This window comes from Aquamicrobium defluvii (genome assembly GCF_004363725.1).
In the GTDB taxonomy this organism is placed as follows: Bacteria; Pseudomonadota; Alphaproteobacteria; order Rhizobiales; family Rhizobiaceae; genus Mesorhizobium; species Mesorhizobium defluvii.
The window spans coordinates 13,484-37,294 of record NZ_SNZF01000034.1 but is presented as its reverse complement, the minus strand read 5'-3'; the positions used below and the strand labels follow the sequence as shown (position 1 = coordinate 37,294).

The 23,811-nt window shown below is 63.2% G+C and carries 27 protein-coding genes; 10 read left to right on the top strand and 17 right to left on the bottom strand.

Going from position 1 to position 23,811, the window contains the following annotated elements; translation table 11 throughout:
* The 8 genes from DES43_RS19175 to DES43_RS23055 form a co-directional block, all read right to left on the bottom strand.
* Positions 1–725 (bottom strand): biotin/lipoyl-containing protein (locus DES43_RS19175; RefSeq protein ID WP_133675995.1); only part of this gene is annotated, 725 nt, incomplete at its 3' end.
* Between the two features lie 17 nt (positions 726–742).
* Positions 743–2,122 carry a pyruvate dehydrogenase complex E1 component subunit beta gene (locus DES43_RS19170; RefSeq protein WP_035032615.1) on the bottom strand — a complete coding sequence of 460 codons (1,380 nt, stop codon included), beginning with the start codon at positions 2,120–2,122 and terminating at the stop codon, positions 743–745.
* A 12-nt stretch (positions 2,123–2,134) separates the two neighbouring features.
* On the bottom strand, positions 2,135–3,175 hold the full coding sequence (gene pdhA, locus DES43_RS19165; protein WP_035032613.1) for a pyruvate dehydrogenase (acetyl-transferring) E1 component subunit alpha: 1,041 nt from the start codon (positions 3,173–3,175) through the stop codon (positions 2,135–2,137).
* A gap of 183 nt (positions 3,176–3,358) precedes the next feature.
* Entirely contained in the window at positions 3,359–3,670 is a 312-nt protein-coding gene (locus tag DES43_RS19160; protein ID WP_035032610.1) for an FtsB family cell division protein, read from the bottom strand.
* A gap of 147 nt (positions 3,671–3,817) precedes the next feature.
* Complete coding sequence (gene eno / locus DES43_RS19155; RefSeq protein WP_035032608.1) at positions 3,818–5,092, bottom strand: phosphopyruvate hydratase; 1,275 nt, start codon at positions 5,090–5,092, stop codon at positions 3,818–3,820.
* Positions 5,093–5,200: 108 nt separating this feature from the next.
* The gene (gene kdsA / locus DES43_RS19150) at positions 5,201–6,031 is read right to left on the bottom strand and encodes a 3-deoxy-8-phosphooctulonate synthase (RefSeq protein WP_035032607.1); all 831 of its coding nucleotides are present in this window, start codon (positions 6,029–6,031) and stop codon (positions 5,201–5,203) included.
* Positions 6,028–6,930: a VOC family protein gene (locus tag DES43_RS19145; RefSeq protein WP_342585406.1), complete on the bottom strand. Its 903-nt coding sequence runs from the start codon at positions 6,928–6,930 to the stop codon at positions 6,028–6,030. Before DES43_RS19145 ends, kdsA begins: the two co-directional genes overlap by 4 nt.
* 41 nt (positions 6,931–6,971) lie before the next feature.
* The gene (locus DES43_RS23055; protein ID WP_245264795.1) at positions 6,972–7,328 is read right to left on the bottom strand and encodes a hypothetical protein; all 357 of its coding nucleotides are present in this window, start codon (positions 7,326–7,328) and stop codon (positions 6,972–6,974) included.
* Between the two features lie 160 nt (positions 7,329–7,488).
* Between DES43_RS23055 and DES43_RS19135 the strand changes: the two genes are divergently transcribed.
* On the top strand, positions 7,489–7,839 hold the full coding sequence (locus tag DES43_RS19135) for a hypothetical protein (protein WP_084496647.1): 351 nt from the start codon (positions 7,489–7,491) through the stop codon (positions 7,837–7,839).
* Between the two features lie 82 nt (positions 7,840–7,921).
* Here the strand turns inward: DES43_RS19135 and cckA are convergent, their stop codons facing one another.
* Entirely contained in the window at positions 7,922–10,516 is a 2,595-nt protein-coding gene (cckA, locus tag DES43_RS19130; protein ID WP_035032604.1) for a cell cycle histidine kinase CckA, read from the bottom strand.
* Between the two features lie 235 nt (positions 10,517–10,751).
* Here cckA and DES43_RS19125 point away from each other — a divergent pair, with 235 nt between their 5' ends.
* A complete protein-coding gene (locus DES43_RS19125; RefSeq protein ID WP_035032602.1) occupies positions 10,752–11,438 on the top strand; it encodes a flagellar biosynthetic protein FliO in 687 nt (228 codons plus the stop codon).
* Between the two features lie 136 nt (positions 11,439–11,574).
* Here the strand turns inward: DES43_RS19125 and dksA are convergent, their stop codons facing one another.
* Positions 11,575–11,991, bottom strand: coding sequence for an RNA polymerase-binding protein DksA (dksA, locus tag DES43_RS19120; protein WP_035032600.1), 417 nt, complete (start codon positions 11,989–11,991; stop codon positions 11,575–11,577).
* A gap of 179 nt (positions 11,992–12,170) precedes the next feature.
* On the opposite strand from dksA, the gene DES43_RS19115 reads away from it, so the two are divergent.
* The 4 genes from DES43_RS19115 to DES43_RS19100 all read left to right on the top strand — a co-directional run bounded on the left by DES43_RS19115 (position 12,171) and on the right by DES43_RS19100 (position 16,063).
* Entirely contained in the window at positions 12,171–12,674 is a 504-nt protein-coding gene (locus tag DES43_RS19115; RefSeq protein WP_035032598.1) for a SixA phosphatase family protein, read from the top strand.
* Positions 12,675–12,798: 124 nt separating this feature from the next.
* The gene (locus DES43_RS19110) at positions 12,799–14,274 is read left to right on the top strand and encodes a YcjX family GTP-binding protein (protein WP_035032594.1); all 1,476 of its coding nucleotides are present in this window, start codon (positions 12,799–12,801) and stop codon (positions 14,272–14,274) included.
* A complete protein-coding gene (locus DES43_RS19105; RefSeq protein ID WP_035032591.1) occupies positions 14,271–15,380 on the top strand; it encodes a YcjF family protein in 1,110 nt (369 codons plus the stop codon). The genes DES43_RS19110 and DES43_RS19105 overlap by 4 nt, the downstream gene beginning before the upstream one ends.
* Before the next feature lie 128 nt (positions 15,381–15,508).
* Complete coding sequence (locus DES43_RS19100) at positions 15,509–16,063, top strand: hypothetical protein (RefSeq protein WP_035032587.1); 555 nt, start codon at positions 15,509–15,511, stop codon at positions 16,061–16,063.
* A gap of 20 nt (positions 16,064–16,083) precedes the next feature.
* On the opposite strand, the gene DES43_RS19095 is transcribed toward DES43_RS19100, so the two are convergent.
* From DES43_RS19095 to DES43_RS19080, 4 genes are all read right to left on the bottom strand, one after another.
* On the bottom strand, positions 16,084–16,575 hold the full coding sequence (locus DES43_RS19095) for an Lrp/AsnC family transcriptional regulator (RefSeq protein WP_035032584.1): 492 nt from the start codon (positions 16,573–16,575) through the stop codon (positions 16,084–16,086).
* Positions 16,576–16,682: 107 nt separating this feature from the next.
* Positions 16,683–17,315: a uracil-DNA glycosylase family protein gene (locus DES43_RS19090; RefSeq protein WP_051520818.1), complete on the bottom strand. Its 633-nt coding sequence runs from the start codon at positions 17,313–17,315 to the stop codon at positions 16,683–16,685.
* A 14-nt stretch (positions 17,316–17,329) separates the two neighbouring features.
* On the bottom strand, positions 17,330–17,941 hold the full coding sequence (locus DES43_RS19085; RefSeq protein WP_035032581.1) for a glutathione S-transferase: 612 nt from the start codon (positions 17,939–17,941) through the stop codon (positions 17,330–17,332).
* Positions 17,942–17,985: 44 nt separating this feature from the next.
* Positions 17,986–18,603: a thermonuclease family protein gene (locus DES43_RS19080; RefSeq protein ID WP_035032578.1), complete on the bottom strand. Its 618-nt coding sequence runs from the start codon at positions 18,601–18,603 to the stop codon at positions 17,986–17,988.
* Between the two features lie 75 nt (positions 18,604–18,678).
* Here DES43_RS19080 and DES43_RS19075 point away from each other — a divergent pair, with 75 nt between their 5' ends.
* Positions 18,679–20,199 (top strand): sensor histidine kinase, encoded by a 1,521-nt coding sequence (locus DES43_RS19075; protein ID WP_035032575.1) that lies wholly within the window; start codon positions 18,679–18,681, stop codon positions 20,197–20,199.
* A gap of 15 nt (positions 20,200–20,214) precedes the next feature.
* On the opposite strand, the gene DES43_RS19070 is transcribed toward DES43_RS19075, so the two are convergent.
* Complete coding sequence (locus DES43_RS19070) at positions 20,215–21,213, bottom strand: nicotinate-nucleotide--dimethylbenzimidazole phosphoribosyltransferase (protein WP_035032572.1); 999 nt, start codon at positions 21,211–21,213, stop codon at positions 20,215–20,217.
* Positions 21,214–21,423: 210 nt separating this feature from the next.
* On the opposite strand from DES43_RS19070, the gene DES43_RS19065 reads away from it, so the two are divergent.
* From DES43_RS19065 to DES43_RS19055, 3 genes are read left to right on the top strand one after another with little or no spacing between them, the layout of a single operon-like run.
* On the top strand, positions 21,424–21,660 hold the full coding sequence (locus tag DES43_RS19065) for a DUF1289 domain-containing protein (RefSeq protein WP_035032668.1): 237 nt from the start codon (positions 21,424–21,426) through the stop codon (positions 21,658–21,660).
* Positions 21,657–22,361 carry a TIGR02281 family clan AA aspartic protease gene (locus tag DES43_RS19060; protein WP_035032569.1) on the top strand — a complete coding sequence of 235 codons (705 nt, stop codon included), beginning with the start codon at positions 21,657–21,659 and terminating at the stop codon, positions 22,359–22,361. Before DES43_RS19065 ends, DES43_RS19060 begins: the two co-directional genes overlap by 4 nt.
* A gap of 33 nt (positions 22,362–22,394) precedes the next feature.
* Positions 22,395–22,943: a DUF924 family protein gene (locus DES43_RS19055; protein ID WP_035032566.1), complete on the top strand. Its 549-nt coding sequence runs from the start codon at positions 22,395–22,397 to the stop codon at positions 22,941–22,943.
* A 9-nt stretch (positions 22,944–22,952) separates the two neighbouring features.
* On the opposite strand, the gene folK is transcribed toward DES43_RS19055, so the two are convergent.
* Positions 22,953–23,399 (bottom strand): 2-amino-4-hydroxy-6-hydroxymethyldihydropteridine diphosphokinase, encoded by a 447-nt coding sequence (gene folK, locus DES43_RS19050; protein WP_425352135.1) that lies wholly within the window; start codon positions 23,397–23,399, stop codon positions 22,953–22,955.
* Positions 23,400–23,448: 49 nt separating this feature from the next.
* Positions 23,449–23,808, bottom strand: coding sequence for a dihydroneopterin aldolase (folB, locus tag DES43_RS19045; protein WP_035032560.1), 360 nt, complete (start codon positions 23,806–23,808; stop codon positions 23,449–23,451).
* Positions 23,809–23,811 lie beyond the last annotated feature (3 nt).

Genomic DNA, 23,811 nt, shown 5'->3' with positions numbered 1-23,811 from the left:
GGCACCGTCGACTTCGCCTCGACCAGCCGCCGTGCGATGGTCCTGCGCATGTTGTCGTGCGGGATCAGCTCGTAGGAGCCCTCCTCGAACAGCTTGAGCACCGCCTCGTCCGACATCGGCTTGACCGCCGGCGCGGCGGCGGCAGGTGCTGCCGCTTCACCGGCAGGTGCCACGGCAGCAGCCTTGGCCCCGCCCCCGGCAATCGCCGCCTCGACATCGGCCTTCACCACCCGTCCCTGCGGGCCCGAACCCGAAATCCCGGAAAGGTCGAGGCCGGCCTCGCGGGCAATGCGGCGGGCGAGCGGCGACGCGAAGACGCGATCCGTGTCCTTGGCGGCGGCTTTCGCTTCGGGTTTTGCAGGCGCAGAAGCTTCCGCCCTGGGCGCTTCGGCAGGTGCCGGAGCGCTTTCCGCTTTCGCTTCGGCCTTCGGAGCGTCGGCAGGTGCGTCGCCGGAAGCCTTGGCGGCCTGCGCAACATCCTCGCCATCCTCGGCCAGAACCGCGATCAGCGCGTTGACCTTCACGCCTTCGGTGCCTGCCGGAACGACGATCTTTGCGACCGTGCCTTCATCGACGGACTCGACCTCCATGGTCGCCTTGTCGGTCTCGATCTCGGCGATCACGTCGCCGGGCGAAACCTTGTCGCCTTCCTTGACCAGCCACTTGGACAGGTTGCCCTCTTCCATGGTCGGAGAGAGCGCCGGCATGGTGATGTTGATCGGCATATCGTCCTCCCCGGAGCCTAGCGATAGGTGACGGCTTTCACCGCCTCGACGACTTCGCCGACATTCGGCAAGGCCAGCTTTTCGAGATTGGCCGCATAGGGCATCGGCACGTCCTTGCCGGCGATGGTGATCACCGGGGCATCGAGGAAATCGAAGGCCCGCTGCGACACCTGATTGGCGATGTGATCGCCGACAGAACTCTGCGGGAAGCCTTCCTCGACAACCACCAGACGGTTGGTCTTCTTCACCGACTCGATGATCGTGTCGAGATCGAGCGGACGGATGGTGCGCAGATCGATGATCTCCGCATCGATGCCCATCGCCGCCAGTTCCTCTTCCGCCTTGATCGCATAGGTCATGCCGATGCCGAACGACACCAGCGTCACGTCCCTGCCCTTCTTGTGGATGCGGGCCTTGCCGATGGGCAGCACGAAATCGTCCAGCTTCGGCACATCGAAATGGTGGCCGTAAAGGATTTCGTTCTCGAGGAAGATCACCGGGTTGGGATCGCGGATCGCCGCCTTGAGCAGGCCCTTGGCGTCAGCGGCCGTGTAGGGCATCACCACCTTGAGGCCGGGGATATGGCTGTACCAGGCCGCGTAGCACTGCGAGTGCTGGGCCGCGACGCGGGCCGCCGCACCGTTCGGGCCGCGGAACACGATCGGCGCGCCCATCTGGCCGCCCGACATGTAAAGCGTCTTGGCCGCCGAATTGACGATCTGGTCGATGGCCTGCATGGCGAAGTTGAAGGTCATGAACTCGACGATCGGCTTCAGTTCGGCGAATGCAGCACCCACGCCCACACCGGCAAAGCCGTGCTCGGTGATCGGCGTATCGACGACGCGGCGGTCGCCGAATTCCTGCAACAACCCTTGGGTGATCTTGTAGGCGCCCTGATATTCGGCGACTTCCTCGCCCATGACGAAGACGTCCTCGTCGCGGCGCATTTCTTCGGCCATGGCGTCGCGCAGGGCTTCGCGCACGGTCGTCGACACCATCTCAGTGCCGGCCGGAATGTCGGGATCGGCGGCGACTTCCATCTTCGGCGCGGCAGCCACCGGAGCAGGCTTTGCAGCTTCCGGCTCAGGCTTCGCCTCGGCCTTCGGTCCTTCGGCTTTCGGCGCAGCCGCCTTGCCGATGTCGTCGGCGCTTTCGCCGTCCTGCAACAGCACCGCAATCGGCGTATTGACCTTGACGCCCTCGGCGCCCGCCGGAACGAGGATTCTGCCCAGCGTGCCCTCGTCGACAGCCTCGACCTCCATGGTCGCCTTGTCGGTCTCGATCTCGGCAATCACGTCGCCGGCGGCGATCTTGTCGCCCTCATTCTTGATCCATTTGGACAGGTTGCCCTCTTCCATGGTCGGAGAGAGCGCAGGCATGAGAATTTCAATCGGCATGTGCTCCCTCCCTCAGAGAACGATATCCGTCCAGAGCTCGGACGCATCCGGCTCGGGATCGTTCTGTGCAAATTCTGCGGCGTCGGCCACGATGTCGCGCACTTCCTTGTCGATGAGCTTGAGGTCGTCCTCGCCGGCCCACTTCTTCTCCAGAAGGCGCGCCTTCACCTGCTCGATCGGGTCGTGCTCGGAGCGCATCTTCTGCACCTCCTCCTTCGAGCGGTATTTTGCCGGATCGGACATGGAATGGCCGCGATAGCGGTAGGTGTTCATTTCGAGGATGATCGGACCATTGCCGCTGCGGCACCATTCCAGCGCCATGTCGGAAGCGGACTTCACGGAGCGGACATCCATGCCGTCAACCTTGACGCCGGGTATCTTGAACGATGCACCGCGATGCGAGAAATCCGTCTCGGCCGAAGAACGGGTAACCGAGGTGCCCATGGCGTAGCGGTTGTTCTCGATGATGTAGATCACCGGCAGCTTCCACAGCGAGGCCATGTTGAAGCTTTCGTAGACCTGGCCCTGGTTGGAGGCGCCGTCGCCGAAGAAGGTCAGCGATACGTTCTTGTTGCCACGATAGCGGTTGGCGAAGGCGAGCCCGGTGCCGAGCGGCACCTGCGCGCCGACGATGCCATGGCCGCCATAGAACTGCTTCTCCTTGGAGAACATGTGCATGGAGCCGCCCTTGCCCCTGGAGTAGCCGCCCTGCCGGCCGGTCAGCTCCGCCATGACGCCGCGCGGCGACATGTCCATGGCCAGCATGTGGCCGTGATCGCGATAGGCGGTGATCATCTGGTCACCCTCGACCATCGCCATCTTCATGCCGGTGACGACCGCTTCCTGGCCGATATAGAGGTGGCAGAAGCCGCCGATGAAGCCCATGCCGTACAGCTGGCCGGCCTTCTCCTCGAAACGCCGGATGAGCAGCATTTCACGATAGGCGGAAAGCTCTTCCTCCTTGCTGAATTCAGCAGGCTTGGGCGCGGCTATGTTCGGCGATTTGGCGTCGGCCTTCGATCTGGCAGGCGCCTTTCTGGCTGCGGTGGCCATGCAACTCTCCCTGTGTGCGTCTCTTCCCGGACGTGTGGGAGATTTTCCTCCCCACTGATGGAGGGGGAAGCTACCATGCATAATTGCATTTCGCCATGTAGAAAATGCATGACTGACATGCAGCTAAGCATTTATATTCATTGAAAATTATAGCGATTAACCTGTTTTTGGTTAATCGGCCAGTCACCGCAGCATGATGATCACTTCGTCCGGATCGGACATGTTGAGCGTCTTTCTGGCCAGCTCGTCCAGCATGTCCTTTTCCAGGGTGCCATCATGCAGCAGACGCACGCGCTTCTCAAGCTCGCCGCGCTCGGCCTGCAGCTTCCCGAGCTGGGCCTGCAAACGCGCGGTCTGCTCTTCCATGCGCTCACGGGAATTGATGCCGTACTGGCCATGATATGCGTGGAAGCCGAAATAGGCGACGAAAGCCGCGCACAGGACGGGAATGATCAGCCGTCCGGTCTTTCTTTGCTTGTACTGACGCGTCCACATGGTTCGGCCCGGAATCCTTTCGTTACCTTGTCGCCGATTGTGCTTAATGGACGGTTACGCTCGCGCCCGCTCCACGATGGAGCGCAAAGAAAAAGGGCGGGTTGCCCCGCCCTTTTCGATCCGCCGCAACGGAATGTCTCTGCGCGCTCAGCCCTTGAGGATCGAGGCGCCGGCGTAGCGGGCCTGACGGCCGAGCTGTTCCTCGATGCGGATGAGCTGGTTGTACTTGGCCGTACGGTCGGAGCGAGCCAGCGAGCCGGTCTTGATCTGCCCGCAATTGGTGGCGACCGCCAGATCGGCGATGGTCGAATCCTCGGTCTCGCCCGAACGATGCGACATGACCGCCGTATAGGCGGCCTTGTGCGCGGTCTCGACCGCATCCAGCGTTTCCGACAGCGTGCCGATCTGGTTGACCTTGACCAGGATCGAGTTCGCAACCCCCATGCGGATGCCGTCGCGCAGGCGGGCGGAATTGGTCACGAACAGGTCGTCACCAACGAGCTGAACCTTCTTGCCGGTCAGTTCCGTGAGGTACTTCCAGCCTTCCCAGTCGTCCTCGGCCATGCCGTCCTCGATCGAGATGATCGGATAATCTGCGGCCAGCTTGGCCAGATACTTTGCCTGCGCCCTGGGATCGCGGGTCTTCTTCTCGCCCTCGTAGACGTAGTTGCCGTCCTTGAAGAACTCGGTCGAGGCGCAATCGAGCGCCAGCGCCACTTCCTCGCCGGGCTTGAAGCCGGCCTTCTCGATGGAGGCCATGACGAAGTCGAGCGCTGCCTGCGCGCTCTTCAGGTTCGGCGCGAAGCCGCCCTCGTCGCCGACATTGGTGTTGTGGCCGGCGTCCTTGAGGCTCTTCTTGAGCGTGTGAAACACCTCCGAACCCCAGCGCACTGCCTCGCGAATGGAGGAGGCGCCAACCGGCATGATCATGAATTCCTGGAAGTCGATCGGATTGTCGGCATGGGCGCCGCCATTGATGATGTTCATCATCGGCACCGGCAGCACATGCGCCTGCGCGCCGCCGACATAGCGGTAAAGCGGCAGGCCGGCAGACTCGGCGGCGGCCTTGGCGACGGCGAGCGACACGCCGAGAATGGCGTTGGCGCCGAGGCGGCTCTTGTTCGGCGTGCCGTCCAGTTCGATCATGGTACGGTCGATATGAATCTGGTCTTCGGCCTCGAGGCCGCCGATAGCTTCGAACAGTTCGCCGTTCACCGCCTCGACCGCCTTTTCGACGCCCTTGCCGAGATAGCGCAGCCCGCCGTCGCGCAGTTCCACCGCCTCATGCGCGCCGGTGGAAGCGCCGGAAGGAACGGCGGCGCGGCCCATGGAACCGTCTTCGAGCACGACGTCGACCTCGACGGTCGGGTTGCCCCGGCTATCGAGAATCTCGCGGCCTACGACATCGACAATAGCGGTCATTCGAAATCCCCGTTCCGGCTGTTAAAGATGGGCCACGTCATAGCCAATGAGCGGGCCAAAAGGCAATCGCTTCCTTAAGAGGCATTGCGCCCGTTCGGGCGAGACACCTCAGGTCTTGGCGATGGCGTCGAAGGCCATGAGCTTTTCGAGCAGGCGCGGCAAATCCTTCAGCGGCACCATGTTGGGCCCGTCCGACGGCGCGCTGTCCGGGTCCTCATGGGTCTCGATGAATACCCCGGCCACGCCCACCGCCACTGCCGCACGCGCCAGCGTTTCCACGAAGCGCCGCTCGCCGCCCGACGAGCCGCCCTGCCCGCCCGGCTGCTGCACGGAATGGGTGGCGTCGAAGATCACCGGAGCGCCAAGCTCGGCCATGATCGGCAGGGCGCGCATGTCGGACACCAGCGTGTTGTAGCCGAAGGAAGCGCCGCGCTCCGTCACCAGCACGTTGGGGTTGCCGGACGCCACGACCTTGGCGACCACGTTCTTCATGTCCCATGGCGCGAGGAACTGGCCCTTCTTGACATTCACCACCTTGCCGGTGCGCGCCGCCGCGATCAGCAGATCGGTCTGGCGTGAAAGGAAGGCCGGAATCTGGAGAATGTCCACATGCGGCGCGACGATGGCGCACTGTTCCTCGGTATGGATGTCGGTCAGCACCGGCAGGCCGAATTCCTTGCGGATGTCGTCGAAGATCGGCAGCGCGGCTTCCAGCCCGGCCCCGCGCTTGCCCGAAAGCGAGGTGCGGTTGGCCTTGTCGTAACTGGTCTTGTAGACGAGGGCGATGCCGAGCTTCGCCGTCATTTCCCTGAGCGCGCCGGCCATGTCGAAAGCATGCTGCCGCGTCTCCAGCTGGCAGGGGCCGGCAATCAGCGCCAGCGGCGCGCTGTTGTCGAAGGTGACGGTTCCGGCTTTCACCGCGGCGTTAGGGGTGGTCATGTATGCTCCTCGAAAATGAAGGCTGCGCCCTGCCCCGGCGCGGCCGCGATGACGATGCGGTCGCCCCGCATGTCGTGATCCACCCCGCCAGATACAAGATGCCGGCGCGTGGCATCGATATCGCGCACCGAAAACACGATGGCCGCAAAGACGGGGGTTTCGCGGGTTTCGCGCGGCAGACCGAATTGTTGCGCATAGAAGCTCGGCGTCATCACGGCGATGCGCGTATTGGGCAACTCAAGTTTGTCAGCCTGTGCGGCTTCGCCGGCATCGGCGGCCACACTCAGGAAATCCGTCATCGGCATGGAATCGGGCGCGACGGCCACGACTTGCGCAATCCGGGTTGAGCCGTTCGCATGCGCTTCCAGAGCGGACCGGTCGACGCGCGGCGTGTTCACCCTCTGGCAGGCAAAGACGAAAGTCCCGCGCATCTGCCGGGCAGCCGCAAAGGCCAGGCTGAACGAAGCCGTGTCGCTTCGCCCCGAGGCATCGATGAAAGGCCGCGAGAAATCCAGTCGGGGGCCTGCCGAAATGCCGGCCTGCACATAGCGGCGATGGTCGTCATCGGCGTCCGCGCTGCCGAACACGACAGCGGAAAAGCCTTCGGGGCCGACATCTTGCCGGTAGATACGGTCGCGCGCGACGAAGACGTTTCCCGCAGCTACCGCCGCATCGGCGGCAGGCCGGTCAGCAATGGCGAGCGGCTCGATAAAGGTGCCGTCCGAAAAATAGACACAACGGTTTTCCGTGCCGAAAGGATGCTCGCCACGCGGCGCCACGGTGAAGCCGAGGCGAGCCAGCCGCGCCCGCGCCACATCGAGATCGGCGGTGGGTAAAACGAGATGATCGAGCAGGCGCGTCATTTCTGGCGGTGTGCCCCATTCCGTCGCGCCGTTCAAGACGATGCCGGCGGCGACACCGCGCAAACTACCGGAAATGTTCAGGCGGCACGCGCCTGCTCCAGCACTTCCTGATAGGCATCGAGATCGACATAGAAGACGCGCGTGATCTCCCGTATCACTTCATCATCGTGATAGCCTTGGGATTTCAGTATATTGATCGCCGTCAGTATGTCGAAACGCTCTGTCAGCCGCCGCTTTTGATGATCCTCGAGAAATCGCTCCATTCCTTCCCCCTGATCGATTGTCCACCCCATGAACAACACCCGGACGCGGAACGGATACTGGGCCGACTTGCTTGCGCGGAACTTGCTAACGCCGCTGGCGCTTCCCTCAATCCATTCCTCATCGACGCAAAACGCCTGCCGACTCACTATGGCGATGGTGAAGGATAACATGCATCTGCCGACACGCCACGGTTGCATCCGATCGTCGGATTGCCTTACCGGCGTTGGAGCAGATAAACTTTGGCCGCAGCCGATGGCGCTGTTGTTCAGGGAGAAGGAACGGCCGGAACATACCATGAGAAGCATTCTGCCGCTTGCAGCCAGTGCCGCGATGATCTGCGCATGCGCCTCGCCGGCGAGCGCCGCCGAACGGCTTCCGGACGGCGTCTATCACTGCGAGGTCTATCTTCTCGGGCAGTTCCTCAGCCTCGGCGACATCACCATCAGGGGCAACGTCTATACCGAGCCCGCCTATTTCACGGCGCCCCGGCAAGGCTACAACTATCAGATCGAGACAAATGGCGAGATTTCGTGGCTGGGTCCGCTTGGCGGCTTCACGGCAGGCGGAAACAGCATTTCTCTGACCCAGGTAACCTCGTTCGATCCGGCTGACGCCTCGTTCGACATCATCATGCGACAGCCGCACGGCGCGTTCACCGCCTCGACCTGCACGATACGATAAAGCGTGTCGCGATCTTTCAGATTCGCTGCTTGCGCTTCAGCTTATTGTTTTCGCATGTCGTCCGAAACGGCACGGCACCAGCTCAGCCTTCGAGCATTTCCTTGACGACAGTCGCCAGCTGCTTGAGCGAAAATGGCTTTGGCAGGAAACCGAATTTCGCGTCCTCGGGAAGGTTCCTGGCGAAGGCATCTTCGGCATAACCGGACACGAACACGAACTTGATGTCGGGCTGGCGCTTGCGCAATTCGCCGAGCAGGGTCGGGCCATCCATTTCGGGCATCACCACATCGGACACGACGATGTCGACCCGGCCTTCGAGCGACTCGAACACATCGAGCGCCTCGACGCCGGACGATGCCTCATGCACGGTATAGCCGCGCGAAGTCAGCGCCCTCACCCCGCCCATGCGCACAGCATCCTCGTCTTCGACCAGCAGCACGGTTGCCGAACCGGACAGATCCCGGGCGGCATCGGCCGGCTTTGCAGCCGCCACCGTTGCATCCGCTCCGTTGGCCATCGGCTTTTGCCCGGCACCCGCCGCCGGCTGCGCCGCCACGGCGGCCACATGACGCGGCAGGAAGATGCGGAAGGTGGTGCCCTTGCCCACTTCCGAATCGCAGAAGATGAATCCGCCGGTCTGCTTGATGATTCCATACACCATGGAAAGGCCGAGGCCGGTGCCCTTGCCCACTTCCTTGGTGGTGAAGAACGGCTCGAAAATCTTCTTGAGGACATCCGCAGGAATGCCGCTGCCGGTGTCCTCCACCTCGACCAGAACGTAGTCGCCGGCCTCCAGCTCGCGGTACTGGAAAGCGTTTGCCTCATCGGCCGCCACATTGCGCGTGCGCACCGTCAGCTCGCCGCCGCCGGGCATCGCGTCGCGGGCGTTGACCGCCAGATTGACCACGACCTGTTCGAATTGGCCGATATCGACCTTCACCGGCCACAGGTCGCGGCCATGATCGATGCGAAGCTTGATGTCGTTGCCGACAAGACGGGCAAGCAGCATGCGCAAATCGGCAAGAACGTCGGTCAAAGTGAGCACTTCGGGACGCAGCGTCTGCTTGCGCGAGAAGGCCAGCAACTGCCGCACCAGCGAGGCGGCGCGGTTGGCGTTCTGCTTGATGTTCATGATGTCCGGGAAGGACGGATCGGACGGCCGGTGGTTGGTCAGCAGGAGATCCGACGCCATGATGATGGCGGTGAGCACGTTGTTGAAGTCGTGCGCGATGCCGCCGGCAAGCTGGCCGACCGCCTGCATCTTCTGGCTCTGCGCCATCTGGGCTTCCAGCGCCTTCTGCTCGGTGGTGTCGACGGCATAGACGATCGCCGCCTCCTCGGCGCCGTCGCCATCGGCCACGGCGTTGACATAGAAGCGGATATGCCGCTCCTCGTTGTCCGGCAGGACGGTGTCGATAGGCGCGATGTCCGCCTGCCGCTGCCGCGCCTTTTCCAGAGCCGCCTCGAAGGCCGGGCGGTCGCGCTCGTGAATGACGGTGTCCAGCCGCACGCGCTTGTCCAGCGCATCGCGATCCACCGCAGAGCCGAACAGCGACAGGAACGGTGCGTTGGTGCGCAGAATCCTGCCATCCTTGTCGACGCCGGCAATGGCCATGGGAGTCGAATTGAAGAACCGGGTGAAGCGCACCTCGGAAGCTCTCAGATCGGCAGAAGAATCTTCGCCTTCATTGCGATTGAGCACGATGGTGCGCGTGGGACCGGTATGGCCGTCGCGGGTCGCCGTGACACGGTGCAGGAAGCGAACCGGCAGCGCCTCGCCTTTCATGGTGGTCAGATCGAGGTCGATCACCGCATTGCGCGCCGTGCCCGGATCGGGACGGACTGAGCGCACCAGCGCCATGCCGTCGCCGGCCACGATGTCGGAGAGCGCCACGGCTCCCGGCGTGAAACTTGCCAGATCGATACCCAGCCATTCGGCAAGCGTCGCGTTGACATAGGTGACGCGCCCGTCCTGATCGGTGGAGAAGAAGCCCGCCGGCGCATTGTCCAGATGGTCTATCGCCTTCTGAAGGTCGAGGAAGAAGCGCTCCTGCTCCTCACGCTCGCTGGAAATATCGGCCAGTTTCCAGGCATTGAACGGCTGGCGTTGACCCGGCATGCGGAATGAGCGCGCCTCGACGCGATACCAGCGCGCACCGGGGCCGGCTCCCGGACGAATTGCCTGGCTGAGCCGGAATTCGCCATCGCCCTGCTGGCCATCGCGCAGGCCCGACGCCAGACGATAGATGACCGATGAAGCTTCGGGCACATCCGACAACAAACCTTCGACGGTGCGGATGTCCGCGGCCGAGGCCGCGCCCGTCATCCCCGCATAGGCGCGGTTTGCATAGATGATGCGATTTTTGGCGTCCGTGACCACGAGGCCCTGCGCCATCGAATCGACAAAAGCCTTGGAAAGCTCGTCGCCGGTGGATCGGGGCGCGATCTGGATAAAGCCAATCGCCGTAGCGAACAGAAAGCCGACGCCGATCATCGCGAGCACGCCCAGCATGCCCAGCAGGAACGGATCGCCGAAGCGTTCGCGGAAAAGCCCGAACACGACCGCCGAAGCGATAAGAATCAGAATGAAGATGATGAGCCGCGTTACCGTTCCCGGTCGCGTATTGTGGTCCACCATCGGCACCGGATAGAAATCGCCGCGCGCTTCCTTGGCCATTTGCCCCCTGCTTACGATTCCTGCCCCTTGCCGACCCGAGCCGGTTGAATCACATTCTCCTTGCCCGGAAAAGGCCCGAGGGGCAACTCTATGGTTAAAATGATGTCCGTTTGCGCGGTTCCGATGGCTTATATGCCTGACCGGAGGCGTGTAAGCAGGCAAAGGCAACTTGCGGTGGCGCCGGGCAGCGTTCTACTGTCCTGCGGTTTCCATTGCAGTGCTCCTGGGGGTGCCGATGTCTGAGTTTCTCGATAGCGCTGGCGGATCCGGCTACAGCGCCGCCATTTTCTGGACCCTTGCCGCTCTGGTCCTGCTTCTTGTGGTGCTGATCGTCGTCAGGATGATCCGCAGCATGAGTTTTGGCACCTTCGTCTCGGGCGGGCGCAACCGCAAGACGCGGCTTGCAGTCATGGATGCCACGGCGGTCGATAGTCACAGGCGTCTGGTTCTGGTTCGCCGCGATGACGTGGAACATCTCATTCTGATTGGCGGGCCCACGGATGTGGTGGTGGAGCGCGACATCAGGCTGGCCGGCTCCAGGCGCGTCGCGCATGCTGAACCTCCGGCAGCGCAGCCACCGGCAAGGGTCCCTGTGCCGGCGCCTGCCCCAGTCCAGCCCCGCCCCGTTCAGCCCCAGCCTTCCACTGCCGCGCCTGCCAGGGCGGCACCGGCTCCGGTGGCGCCCCCGGTGGCAAGAGTGGCAGAACCCTTGCCGCATGTCTCCGCCGCCGCTCCGCGCGTCAGCGCGCCCGTGCCTCCCCGGCAACCCTTACAGTCCGCCGAGGATGCGCTGGACGATTCGCTGGCCAGCGAACTGGCCCTGTCGCTGGGCGAGCCCGCGCCGGCAGCGCCGGTTCCCGGCCCGACGCTGGACGACGAAATGTCGAGGCTTCTGGGAGAATTGTCCAACGCAAAGCGCTGAGGCACGCCGCCTGAAAGCGACAGGGTACCGCCCTTTTTCAGGTTTCTCCAGGATCGGGTTTGGAGGAAGTTCTTCCGACACCAAAACAAAAAAGGCCGCCAGAAGGCGGCCTTTTTTGTTTGCCTGTGAACAGCGCTCAGTCGTCGCGATACACTTTCTCACGGCGCTCGTGGCGCTCCTGCGCTTCGATTGACAAAGTCGCGATCGGTCGCGCATCCAGCCTTTTCAGAGAAATCGGCTCTCCCGTTTCTTCACAATAGCCGTACGTGCCCTCTTCGATCCTCTGCAATGCCGAATCGATCTTCGAAATCAGCTTGCGCTGGCGATCGCGCGCCCTGAGCTCGATAGCGCGGTCTGTTTCCGAAGAGGCCCGGTCCGCGAGATCGGGAAGATTGGCATTTTCCTGCTGAAGGATTTCAAGCGTTTCCCGCGCTTCGCGAAGAATATCGTTCTTCCAGGCGATGAGCTTGTTGCGGAAGTAAGACTTCTGCCGCTCGTTCATGAACGGCTCATCGTCGGAGGGTACGTAATCGGCAGTAAGGTTTTGATTCATTCGACTCACCCGACAGCCCCAAGAATTGGCGCCTATATATTCGCGAGTGCGGGCATGTACAAGCCTGTACTGGCCTGTTCACACGAACGTATGACAAGGGCGATTTCCCGCCCCGCCCGTTGTTGCGCTCCACCGCGGCAATCGATAATCCTGTGCGCGAGGGACATACGGGAGGACGGGTGGCCAGACTTTATCTCCTGAGGCATGCCAGAGCTGGCTGGGCACAGCCGGGAATGCGCGATTTCGATCGTCCGCTCGACCCGTCCGGCAAAGAAGAAGCCGTCTCCACCGGCGCAGTCATGCGAGCCTGCGGTTATCAGCCCGACCTCACCCTCTGTTCCAATGCCCGCCGCGCCAGGGAAACGCTGGAGGGTGTCGCTGGCGGCATGGACACCGGCCGTATCGTGTTTCTGGACACACTCTACACGGAAGACGCTGCCTTCTATCTCGAAACCATCCGCGCGCACGGTCATCTCGGTTCCCTGCTGGTCATCGGGCACAACCCCATGATGGAAGACCTGGCCGTGGCTGTATCGGGCGATGGTGATGGCGGCGCGCTCGAAACGCTCAGCCATGGCTTTCCAACCTCCGGCCTGGCCGTGCTGAACTTCGACGGCAGCCTGTCCGAAGCGGCGCCGGGCAAGGGATATCTCGAAGCGTTCCTTACGCCTGCGGGAAACTGATTTCGGCACCCCATTACATTGGGCAGGCCAAGGCCCTATATCGGGCAGGAAACGGGCCTGAGCCGGAAACAGATCGAGCCAGATCATTTTGTTTCAACCAGTTGCATAGGGTTTTATAACCGAATTGGCATCTTCGCTGACCACTTTCGCCGACGAAGCGCGGATCGCGCTGGACACGCTTTCCGGCCGTGCTGCCGGAATGTTCGCACCCACCCTGCGGCTGGGCGTCACCGGGCTGTCGCGTGCCGGAAAGACCGTCTTCATTTCCGCTCTCGTCCACAACCTGCTCCACGGCGGCCGCCTGCCCCTGTTCGAGGCGCAGAAATCCGGCCGCATCGCGCGTGCCGGCCTGGAAGAGCAGCCGGACGACGCTGTGCCCCGCTTCCAGTATGAGGACCATATCGCGACGCTGGTCGAACAGCGCCTGTGGCCCGATTCGACCCGCGCCATCTCCGAACTGCGCCTCACCATCGAGTATGAATCCGCTTCCGGCTGGGGTCGCATGTTCTCCACCGGAAAGCTGTCTCTGGACATCGTCGACTATCCCGGCGAGTGGCTGCTCGATCTGCCGCTGCTTGGAAAGTCCTACTCCGACTTCTCCCGTGAAGCATTTGAAATGGCAGCGCTTCCGGTTCGCTCCGATCTCTCGCAGGATTGGCGGACGCTCTCCGCCGCCACCAATACGGATGCCGACGCGGACGAGGTCACGGCGCGACGGCTGGCCGACAGCTTCGCGGCCTACCTCAAGGCATGCAAGCTCGACCATCGGGCGCTGTCCACCCTCCCGCCGGGCCGTTTCCTGATGCCGGGCGACCTCGAAGGCTCGCCGGCGCTGACCTTCGCGCCCCTGCCGCCCGGCGAAGAGCGCCGCGCGCGGCCCGGATCGCTGCGCGCCATGATGGAGCGCCGCTACGAAGCCTACAAGACCCATGTCGTGAAGCCGTTCTTCCGCGAGCACATCACCCGGCTCGACCGCCAGATCGTGCTGATCGATGCGCTGCAAGCCCTCAATGCCGGCCCCGGCGCGATGGCCGATCTGGAGCGCGCCGTCACGGAAATCCTTGCCTGCTTCCGCCCCGGCCGCGGCAATATCCTGACCGGTCTTGTATCGAGGCGTATCGACCGCATCCTCGTCGCGGCCACCAAGGCCGACCACCTCCATCATGAAAGCCACGACCGTTTGCAGGCCATCGTGCGGCGACTTGCGGACAGAGCCATCGCGCGCGCCAACTTCACCGGCGCCGACGTAGACGTGGTCGCGATGGCCGCCGTCCGCGCCACCCGCGAAGGAACCGTCAAGCAGGGCCGCGAAACCCTGCCGGTCATACTCGGCACGCCGCTGGCCGGCGAAACCATCGGTGGACAGACCTTCGACGGCAAGACAGAAACGGCTATATTTCCCGGGGACTTGCCGGAGAAAGTTGGTTCCGTCTTTGAGACCGCGAATGGCCACAGGCAGGACGATGCCGATCCGGCCATCCGCTTTGTCCGCTTCCGCCCGCCGAAGCTGGAACGCACGGCAGAGGGCGCTACGCTGTCCCTGCCGCATATCCGGCTCGACCGCGCCTTGCAGTTCCTGATCGGAGACAGGCTGGCATGAGCAGCGCACCACGCAGGCCATCGGCCTTCCCCATCTCGCCTGAGGCAGTAAAGGCCGCCGGAAACGACAAGGAACAGGGGCGGCCAGCCCCGGAAGCAGCCGTTCCGCGCAAGCCGCGCGCCGCCCCGGTCGAAATGGCGGTCGCCGTGCCCGTCGAGGAGGACATCTTCGATCTTCCGGACATTGCGGAGGCCGTGCCACCGCCGGCGTCCGCGCCGCGCAAGCGCTCTTTGGCCTCGCGCATTCTGCTCGGCGCTGCAGGAATCCTCGTTTCGCTGGGGATCGGCCTGTGGATAGACAATCTCGTCCGCTCCCTCTTCGAGCGCACGCCATGGCTTGGCTGGCTGGCCGCCGGTGCGGCCGCAATCGGCGCGATTGCCCTGCTCGTCGTGCTCGCCCGCGAATTCCGGGCCATCGCCCGCCTTGCCGAGGTGGAGAAGATGCAAAAGCGCGCGCTGGATGCGCTTGCCCGCAACGATCCCAAGGCTGCACGCGCTGTCGTGGATGAGCTTTCTGCCTTCGTGGCCTCCAGGCCGGAAACAGCGGCCGGCCGCAGGGCGCTGGAGGAATTGCGGGGCGATGTCATCGACGGCGCGGACCTCGTGCGGCTGGCCGAAACCGAAATCCTCGCCCCCCTCGACGCCCGCGCCAGGATCATGGTGCTCGATGCCGCCAAGCGCGTCTCGCTCGTCACCGCCGTGAGCCCGCGCGCCATTGTCGACATCGCCTATGTCGCCTTCGAATCGGCGCGTCTCATCCGCCGGCTTTCGGAGTTGTATGGAGGGCGGCCGGGCACGCTGGGCTTCTTCCGGCTGGCGCGCGGCGTCCTTGCCCATCTGGCCATAACCGGCTCGATCGCCCTTGGAGACGGTTTCGTACAGCAGATACTTGGCCATGGGCTCGCCGCCCGGCTGTCCGCCAAGCTGGGGGAAGGCGTCGTCAACGGCATGCTCACCGCGCGCATTGGCCTTGCGGCCATGGATACCACGCGTCCACTGCCGTTCCAGGCGCTTAAAAGACCCGGCATGGGCGATTTCCTCTCGGCCCTGACCTCCTTTGCCAGCAAGGAAACCCGGGCAAAAACCCAGGAAGAAGCGCAGGGCTGATACACTTTGTGACGCGACTGAAGGTGGCGAAAAGTCGATTTGTCCGGCATATGGTGAGGAACCGTTAACCATTCTTGTTCATGGTTCGGGCAAGGTTCCTCTCAGTATTTTGTTGCCGGGTATCCTCGATGAAAAGCGTGATCGTGTCTTCCATGCTGCCGCTGGCGATGGCCCTCTCGGCAACCGCAATCCTTCCGGCAACCGCTTCGGCCGGCGAGCGCGACAAGCAGTTCTTCCAGACTGTCGAAGGCAAATGGATCGGCCCCGGCGAGATCGTGGCCGGCAAATACAAGGGCACCAAGTTCACCTGCTCCTTCACCGGATCGACGCCTGAAGTGAAGGCCGGCATGACGCTCGACGGCTCCTGCCGCGTTGGCGTGTTCACCCAGCCGATGACCGCGACAGTCGAATACAAGGGCCGCAGCGGCTACAAGGGCTCCTTCATGGGCGGCTCTTCCGGTGAAGGACTCGACATCGTGGCCGGCAACGTGGTGGACCCGCGCAAGGTCGTCTTCGCCATCAACCGCAAGCAGCTTAACGGTGTGATGCAGGCACGCATCCCCGATGACGATTCCATGATCGTGACGGTTTCCGTGAAGGTCGACAAGCAGGTCGTGCCGGTGATCGGCATGAACCTCAAGCGTGTCGATGGCGCGCCGGTGGGCAGGCTCGCCAAGAACTGACAGGCTTGCGGGAAGACGGATCAGGCAGCGTTGGCGCCGGATTCCTTGTCGAGAACCATGTAGTCCAGAGGCAGTTCGGTGGTGTTCTTGATCTGCTCCATGGCGAAGGCGGACGATACGTCGCGGATTTCGATCTTGGCGATCAGGCGCTTGTAGAAGGCGTCATAGGCGGCAATGTCGGGCACCACCACGCGCAGCAGATAGTCGACATCGCCGCTCATGCGGTAGAACTCGACCACTTCCGGAAATTCCTGGATCACCTCGGAAAAACGCCGCAGCCATTCATGGCTATGCGAATTGGTGCGGATCGATACGAACACGTTGACGCGAACGTTGATCCTCATCGGATCGAGGAGCGCCACGCGGCGCCTGATGACGCCCTCCTCCTCCAGTTTCTGGATACGCCGCCAGCACGGGGTGGTCGACAGCCCCACCTTCTTTGCGACATCGGCCACGGCCAGGGTGGCATCCTCCTGCAAGAGGCGCAAAATTTTTCGGTCGAGGCGGTCCATGAGCGCTCCTTGTAGAAAACCTGTCCAATTTTCAGATAAAAAAAAGCACCAAACAAGAAAAAAATTCCGATCAAAAACCGAATTGCGAGTGATAAATTCTCAAAACCTCACCTTAGCCGATTGCGGATTTCCGCACGAAGGAAAGGCAGCAATTCCATTTCGAACCAGGGATTCTTTTTCAGCCAGCCCGTATTCCTCCAGGAAGGATGCGGAAGCGGCAGCACCTTGACCCTGCCTTCGGCCTGCCAGACAGCACGCCAGTCCCTCACCGTCTCGGTCAGGGACGCCTTGCGCAGAACACCCATATGCCAGTTCTGCGCATAGATGCCGATGGTCAGGATCAGATCGATCTGCGGCATCAGGTCCATCAGTTGCCGGCGCCATGCCGGCGCGCATTCCCGCCGCGGCGGCAGGTCGCCGCCCTTGGCGTCCTGGCCCGGGAAGCAGAAGCCCATCGGCACGATGGCGAATTTTGCCGGATCGTAGAATTCGGAGCTGGTGACACCAAGCCAGGAGCGCAACCGGTCGCCGGAAGCATCGGTGAAGGGCACGCCGCTCAGATGCACCTTCGTGCCGGGGGCCTGACTGGCAATAAGGATGCGCGCCGTATCGGACGGCACCAGCACCGGTCGCGGCTCGTGCGGCAGGGGACGCCCTATCGGCTGTTCCACGCAGATACGGCAGGCCCGCACCTCGCGCGTCAAAAGCGCCAGGGCATCGTGCGGTTCCGGCTGGCGCATCTTGGAAACCAGGGTCAGGCCGCCGCGCTCGGGCGCGCCTTCATCGCCTGATGCCACCTGCGCACATGGGTGAGTTCCTGCGGAAGCTCGATCCGGGCAGGCTTCATGAAATCGACGGCGACCAGCCCGGTGATATCGGCAATCGAGTGGGCATCGCCGGCGATGAACTCCCGGCCGGCCAGTTCACCGTCAAGAAAATGCAGGAAGTCGATCACCTTCGGCTTGTTGGCCTCACCCCATTCGGGAATCTGCGGCACCTCCCAGTCCTTCATAGCCGGGTGAAGGTGACGGAACGCATGAGCCACGCGCATGAACAGCTCCAGTTCCATGCGCCGCTGCCACATCTCCACCAGAGCCTTGCCCAGCGCCCCTTCCCCGAACAATGGCGGAGCCGGATGAATCTCCTCGAAATAGCGACAGATGGCAACGGTTTCGGAAAGGACCGTTCCGTCGTCCAGTTCGAGAACCGGCAGGCGCTGCAAGGGATTGAGCGAACGTATCTCCTCGGAGCGGTGCCCCATCGCCGCCATATCGACCGGCACGAAAGGCACCTCGATGCCCTTCTCGGCAAGAAAAACACGGACGCGGCGCGGATTGGGCGCTTTTCCTCCATCGTACAACTTCATCGGCTTCTCCCTGCCACAGACATGAATGGAATATAGGGCCGCGCTCACCGGAAACGAAGCAACTGCCGCAGCCAGTCGCCGATTGCCGCGAGCGCATCATGTTCGGGCTCCGGCTGCCCGCCCTGCCGGTCGCGCCACTGGCGCGGGCGCTCGAACTCGCCGGCCCACATGCCGCGCCCGGCCGCGCGGGCGGCGGCCTCCTCACGTTCGAAATCTCCGTAGGCGACGGCCCATCCCTGCGCCACCTGCTCCCGGTTGATATCCATCTCGTCAGCCGTGCAATCGGCAAGCAGACGTCCATACTGGTCGGTTCGCCACCAGTTGCAGGCCACGGTCTTGTTCCGGGTAAGTTCGAGCAGGGCCTCTCGCGATTGCCGTCCGCATGGGTATTCGCGCCCGTCACGGGTGCAGTTCTGGCGGTATTCGGGCGCATCGATGCCCCGCAGGCGTATGCGCTGGCCGTCGAGCTCGATGGAATCGCCGTCGACGATCTTCGCGGCACCGTGCTCGGTTCGCATATTCGCCTGATCGAGTCGCGCGACAAGGAATGCCAGCACCGCAAACAGCAAGATGGTGAGACCATAGTCCAGCCACCGCCTTGCCGGATTCCGGCGGCGCTGGCCGCGATAGCGGTTTCCGGTACGCGGACGCGATCTGCTCATATGGCAAACAAAGTCTTAAGCATTCGGTCGTAGCGTGTCGGAGGAACATGCTGGCCGCATAGATTGAACCCTTTCATGCCGTTGCAACGCTCAACCACAGCGGACAAGAATATTGTGGACCGCCGCCAACCGCATCGCAACAGCGATGTGGCGCGCGCTGTGCGCAAGACCCGCGACCGTCTGGCGCAACAGGCCGGCAATCCCGATTTCGACCGCGAGATGCTGAAACTGCACGCCCGTGCCATGGTGGGCGGCGCCCTTTTCCTTCCCGGGCTGATACTGGTCGTCACCATTGCCGGAACCACCGCCGGCATGGGCAGCCAGATGCTGGTGTGGGGCGGCGTGGCTCTGCTTCTCAACGCCGTGCTGCTGGTCGTTGCACAGCGCATCGACAAGACCGATGCCGCCCTGATCAAACCCGGCTCGGCCCGCCGGGAATTCCTGTTTGCACACGCGCTTTCCGGCCTGGGCTGGGCTCATTTTGCCCTGCTGGGCTGCACGGCCTGCGCCGTGGACCAGTTCCATGTCGTGAAGGCGGTCACGCTCTTGCTTGCCATGGCCGCCACAGCCATCATGACCTCGTCGCTCAGCGGAGCGCTGCTCGCGACTTTCGCCCTGCCCGTAATAGCCTACGCTTATGCTTCCAAATGGCCGATGGCTCCCATCGATATGATGATGCTGGCGCTTCTGGCCGTCGCCCTGCCCTTCCTTTCCTATGTCGCACGCCACCTCAACCGCTCGTCGGTGATGCTGCTTTCCTTCCGTTCCGAAAAGGATGCGCTGATCGCCGAGTTGGAAACCGCCAAGGCCATGTCGGACGAAGCCCGCCACCGCGCCGAGGAGGCCAATCTGGCCAAGTCGCGCTTCCTCGCATCCATGAGCCACGAGTTGCGCACGCCGCTGAACGCCATCCTCGGCTTCTCGGAGGTAATGGCCAACGAGGTTCTGGGGCCGGTCGGCAACGAGACCTACAAGGATTATGCCGGCGACATCCATCAGTCCGGCCAGCATCTGCTTAATCTCATCAACGAAATCCTCGATCTGTCGCGCATCGAGGCTGGCCGCTACCAGCTTCAGGAAGAGCCGGTGGAACTGGCCCTGCTCGCCGAAGACAGCTGCCACATGATGGAGCTTCGGGCGCGCAACAAGGGCATCCGCATCGTCCAGCAATTCGAGCCGACGCTGCCGCGCCTGTTCGCAGACGAGCGCGCTATCCGCCAGATCCTGCTCAACCTGCTTTCGAACGCCATCAAGTTCACGCCCACCGGTGGCGAAATCCGCGTACGGGTCGGCTGGACGGCCGGGGGCGGTCAGTACATCTCGGTGAAGGACAACGGCCCCGGCATTCCGCAGGACGAGATACCGGTCGTCCTCGCCGCATTCGGTCAGGGCGCGATTGCCATAAAGAACGCGGAACAGGGAACGGGTCTTGGCCTGCCTATCGTGCAGGGCCTCGTCGCCATGCATGGCGGCGAGTTCGAACTCCATTCGCAGCTGCGCGAAGGCACGGAGGCGATCGTCATCTTTCCGCCGTCACGCGTCATGGAAGAACTCCCGGCCCTGCCGACCAGGATCGCCGCCAACGCAGGCTGGTGAGGTCCGGCGCCAGCGTCAGGCGCGCTGCGCCACAGCCATGCCCGAAGCCATCTGCACGGCAGCCTTCACCAGCCCTGCACCGAGTGCCGCTCCAACACCCTCGCCGTGACCTATACCGAGATCGAGAACCGGTTCCATGCCGATGAACTCGGCAGCGCGCCGGTGGCCGGGTTCGGGCGACAGGCTTGCCAGAAGGCAATGGTCGAGCGCGCCGGGTTTCACCTTGTGCAGGACAGCAGCGGCTGCGGTTGCCGGAAACCCGTCGATCAGAACCGGGATGCGCTCCATGCGCGCAGCCAGAATGGCGCCGGCAATGGCCGCGAATTCGCGGCCGCCCACGCGCGCCAGGGCCTCCAGCGGATCATCGAGATGCGGACCGTGAAAATCCAGAGCCTGATCGACGATAGCCGCCTTACGGGCCACGGCCGCCTCGTCCGCCCCGCTTCCAGGACCGACCCAGTCCCGGCCCTCGCCTCCGAACAGCGCCGCCAGAAGTGCCGCCGCCACGGTGGAATTGCCCACGCCCATGTCGCCGAGGCAAAGCAGGTCCGCGCCGCCGGCAATGGCTTCCATGCCGAATGCCATGGTCGCCGCGCAACCGCGTTCGTCCAGCGCCGGCTCGCGGGTGATGTCGCCTGTCGGCAGGTCGAGCGCAAGGTCGAACACCTTGAGCCCCAGATCGTAGGTCAGGCACACCTGATTGATGGCTGCGCCGCCAGCCGCGCACAATTCCACCGCTTCGGCGGTCGCCGTGACCGGGCGCGGTGAAACTCCATGCGCCGCCACACCATGCGTGCCTGCGAAAATGGCCACCAGCGGACGCGACACCTGCGGGGTGGCACGGCCGGTCCAGCCGGCAAACCACGCGGCGATGTCTTCCATGAGACCGAACGGCCCCTGCGCCAGCGCGGCTCTTGCGAACACCCGGCGGATATCGGCTTCGACCTTTTCATCCGGCTCCGGCAACTTGTCCAGAAGGACGCGGAAATCTTCGAACGGCAATGCGCTGACCATGTGCGCCGGCTCCTTGCAAAACTGCCGTCCGCATAGCTCCCCCGCGCCTCACTGACAACCGTTCTCGCCAAAAACGTCAAAAGCCGGCGGCTCCGGAAAAGCTTGCATCATGGCAAAGGGTGCACCATGTGGGATAAGGTCCCGCTTCTTTGTTTGAGCATGGGGCAGGAAATACGCTTCGCTTTCAGGCCGATGTTCAGGGAAACAATCATGACGGCAATCGAGTCGCCCTGCATCCTCGTCTGTTCGATAGACCTGAAAACCGGATACTGCTTCGGCTGCGGGCGCACGCGCGACGAGATAGCAGGCTGGATTTCCATGAGCTCGCAGCAGCGCCGGGAAATCATGAGCGAGCTCGCCGCCCGCCTCGAAACCGTAGAGCGCAAGCCTCGCCGCGAAACCCGCCGCGCCCGCATGGCGCGCGAACGCGCGGAGGCTTCGCGATGAGCCGCACGCTCTGGATCATACTGGCTGTCATCGGTGTCGCTGCGATACTGCTGATGATCAACCATGAATCGGGAACGACCCTCGGCTTCCTCAACGAGGACTTCGCCGGCCTGATCTGGCTTGGCGTACTCGCCGCGGTCATCGGTGCGGGACTGCTGCGGTCAGGCCATCGCTTCGGTGAAATGGCCCGCAGTTTCGGCCTGTGGGCATTGATCGTTCTGGCACTGGTGGCCGGCTACCAGTATCGCTACGAGTTGCAGGATTTCGGCAACCGCGTCACGGCGGGCCTGATTCCCGGCAGCCCGCTCATGCTCGGCACCGAGGATGGGCGCGCCACAGTTGCCTTGGACAAGGGGCGCGGCGGCCATTTCGAGGTGCGCATGGCGATCAACGGCGCGCCGGTGCAGGCAATAGTCGATACCGGCGCGACAACGACGGTCCTGAGCGCTGAAGATGCACGCGCGGCCGGCTTCGATCCCCAGTCCCTCAACTACACGGTCAGGGTTTCGACAGCGAACGGCACCGCCAGCGCCGCTGCCGTGCGGGCGGACGAAATCGTCGTCGGCAACATCTCGCGCCGCAACATGCCGGTATTGGTGGCCGCCCCCGGCGCGCTTCGCCAGAGCCTGCTCGGCATGAATTTCATCGGATCGCTATCCGGATTCGACGTGCGCGGCGACCGCATGGTCCTTCGCGACTGAACAGGCCGCGACCGAAACGGAGAAGGAGCCGACATGGACATTTCAGCCACCGACCCACGCAGCGTGACAGGTTTCTGGCGCCAGTCAGGTCCTGAAGCCTGGTTTCGCAAGGACGAGGCGTTCGACGACGACTTCAGGTCGCGTTTCCTCGATCTGCACTATGCCGCCGCGCGTCGCGAACTGGACCGCTGGGTCGGGGAAGCGGAAGGCGCGCTGGCCCTCGTGATCCTGCTCGACCAGTTTCCCCGCAACTGCTTCCGGGGCACGGGCCACATGTTCGCGACCGATCCGCTGGCGCGCCATTACGCAGCCAAAGCGATAGAAGCCGGGCATGATCTGGCCGTCGACGAGCAGATACGCGTGTTCTTCTATCTGCCGTTCGAGCATTCCGAGGATATTGCCGACCAGAAACTTTCAGTCGAGCTGCACAAGGCGAATGCCGCCAGCTATCTGGAATATGCCGTGGACCATTACGACATCATCGAACGCTTCGGCCGCTTTCCTCACCGCAACGGCCCGCTGGGCCGCGAAACGACGCCTGAAGAGAAAGCTTTTCTCGAAAATGGCGGGTTCGCCGGCTGAACAAGGGGTTCAGCCGCGCCACCAGTCCCGTCCGGAAGCAAGGCGTTCTATGCCGCCAGTATCCACCGCCGCTACACGCTTCTCGACCGGCCTGCCGCCTATGTCGAGACCAGGCGCGAGCTCGGCCAGCGGCGCCAGCACGAAGGCGCGCTCCAGCAAGCGCGGATGAGGCACTTCGAGCCCGGTCTCATGGATGATGCGGTCATCGAAGATCAATATATCGATGTCGATGAGGCGGGGTCCCCACCGCTCCTCGCGCACCCGCTTCAGCCGGCGCTCCGTTTCGAGGCACAGTTCCAGAAGCTGATGCGGCTGCAGGGAAGTGGAAAGTTCCACCGCTGCGTTCAGGAAGTGGGGCTGATCCAGCTTTCCCCATGGCGGCGTACGATACAGCGAGGACACCGCGCTCACCCGCACATGCGGATGAGCATCGAGCATGCCGAGCGCGGCAGCCATGGCCTTTTCCGGATCGCCAAGATTGCCGCCCAGACTCAGGAAAACGCGGCTATTGCGGCCAGGCAACTGTCACCTCGACATAATCCAGAACGCCGCGCACCGGCGCATTCGGCTTGCGAACGGTGATCTCCGAACGCTGGATCTGCGGAAATCGCGCCGCAAGCGCCTTCGCCACCTCATGCGCGAGCGCCTCGATCAGGAAATGCCGGCGGCCGGTGACCATCTCCTCGATCACCTGAAAAGCCACGCCGTAGTCGACGGTTGCGTCCATCGAATCCGATTCGAGCGGCTTGCTCGGTTCGACGTGCATCACCGCGTCGACGTAGAAACGCTGGCCGAGACGCTCCTCCTCGTCCAGCAGTCCGTGCCTTGCGAAGAAGGCGCAATTCTTCATGCGTATGGTGTACATGTT

Bases quoted from the DNA above. Each gene is read 5' to 3' on its own strand.
- DES43_RS19065 (WP_035032668.1), top strand. From the start codon at position 21,424: ATGACGGCAATCGAGTCGCCCTGCATCCTCGTCTGTTCGATAGACCTG.
- DES43_RS19060 (WP_035032569.1), top strand. From the start codon at position 21,657: ATGAGCCGCACGCTCTGGATCATACTGGCTGTCATCGGTGTCGCTGCG.
- DES43_RS19085 (WP_035032581.1), bottom strand. From the start codon at position 17,941: ATGAAGTTGTACGATGGAGGAAAAGCGCCCAATCCGCGCCGCGTCCGT.
- folB (WP_035032560.1), bottom strand. From the start codon at position 23,808: ATGTACACCATACGCATGAAGAATTGCGCCTTCTTCGCAAGGCACGGA.
- DES43_RS19170 (WP_035032615.1), bottom strand. From the start codon at position 2,122: ATGCCGATTGAAATTCTCATGCCTGCGCTCTCTCCGACCATGGAAGAG.
- DES43_RS19070 (WP_035032572.1), bottom strand. From the start codon at position 21,213: ATGGTCAGCGCATTGCCGTTCGAAGATTTCCGCGTCCTTCTGGACAAG.
- cckA (WP_035032604.1), bottom strand. From the start codon at position 10,516: ATGGCCAAGGAAGCGCGCGGCGATTTCTATCCGGTGCCGATGGTGGAC.
- folK (WP_425352135.1), bottom strand. From the start codon at position 23,399: ATGGCTGCCGCGCTCGGCATGCTCGATGCTCATCCGCATGTGCGGGTG.
- DES43_RS19100 (WP_035032587.1), top strand. From the start codon at position 15,509: ATGAAAAGCGTGATCGTGTCTTCCATGCTGCCGCTGGCGATGGCCCTC.
- dksA (WP_035032600.1), bottom strand. From the start codon at position 11,991: ATGAATCAAAACCTTACTGCCGATTACGTACCCTCCGACGATGAGCCG.
- eno (WP_035032608.1), bottom strand. From the start codon at position 5,092: ATGACCGCTATTGTCGATGTCGTAGGCCGCGAGATTCTCGATAGCCGG.
- DES43_RS19090 (WP_051520818.1), bottom strand. From the start codon at position 17,315: ATGCGCCAGCCGGAACCGCACGATGCCCTGGCGCTTTTGACGCGCGAG.
- DES43_RS19160 (WP_035032610.1), bottom strand. From the start codon at position 3,670: ATGTGGACGCGTCAGTACAAGCAAAGAAAGACCGGACGGCTGATCATT.
- DES43_RS19080 (WP_035032578.1), bottom strand. From the start codon at position 18,603: ATGAGCAGATCGCGTCCGCGTACCGGAAACCGCTATCGCGGCCAGCGC.
- pdhA (WP_035032613.1), bottom strand. From the start codon at position 3,175: ATGGCCACCGCAGCCAGAAAGGCGCCTGCCAGATCGAAGGCCGACGCC.
- DES43_RS23055 (WP_245264795.1), bottom strand. From the start codon at position 7,328: ATGTTATCCTTCACCATCGCCATAGTGAGTCGGCAGGCGTTTTGCGTC.
- DES43_RS19095 (WP_035032584.1), bottom strand. From the start codon at position 16,575: ATGGACCGCCTCGACCGAAAAATTTTGCGCCTCTTGCAGGAGGATGCC.
- DES43_RS19135 (WP_084496647.1), top strand. From the start codon at position 7,489: ATGATCTGCGCATGCGCCTCGCCGGCGAGCGCCGCCGAACGGCTTCCG.
- DES43_RS19105 (WP_035032591.1), top strand. From the start codon at position 14,271: ATGAGCAGCGCACCACGCAGGCCATCGGCCTTCCCCATCTCGCCTGAG.
- kdsA (WP_035032607.1), bottom strand. From the start codon at position 6,031: ATGACCACCCCTAACGCCGCGGTGAAAGCCGGAACCGTCACCTTCGAC.
- DES43_RS19055 (WP_035032566.1), top strand. From the start codon at position 22,395: ATGGACATTTCAGCCACCGACCCACGCAGCGTGACAGGTTTCTGGCGC.
- DES43_RS19075 (WP_035032575.1), top strand. From the start codon at position 18,679: ATGCCGTTGCAACGCTCAACCACAGCGGACAAGAATATTGTGGACCGC.
- DES43_RS19125 (WP_035032602.1), top strand. From the start codon at position 10,752: ATGTCTGAGTTTCTCGATAGCGCTGGCGGATCCGGCTACAGCGCCGCC.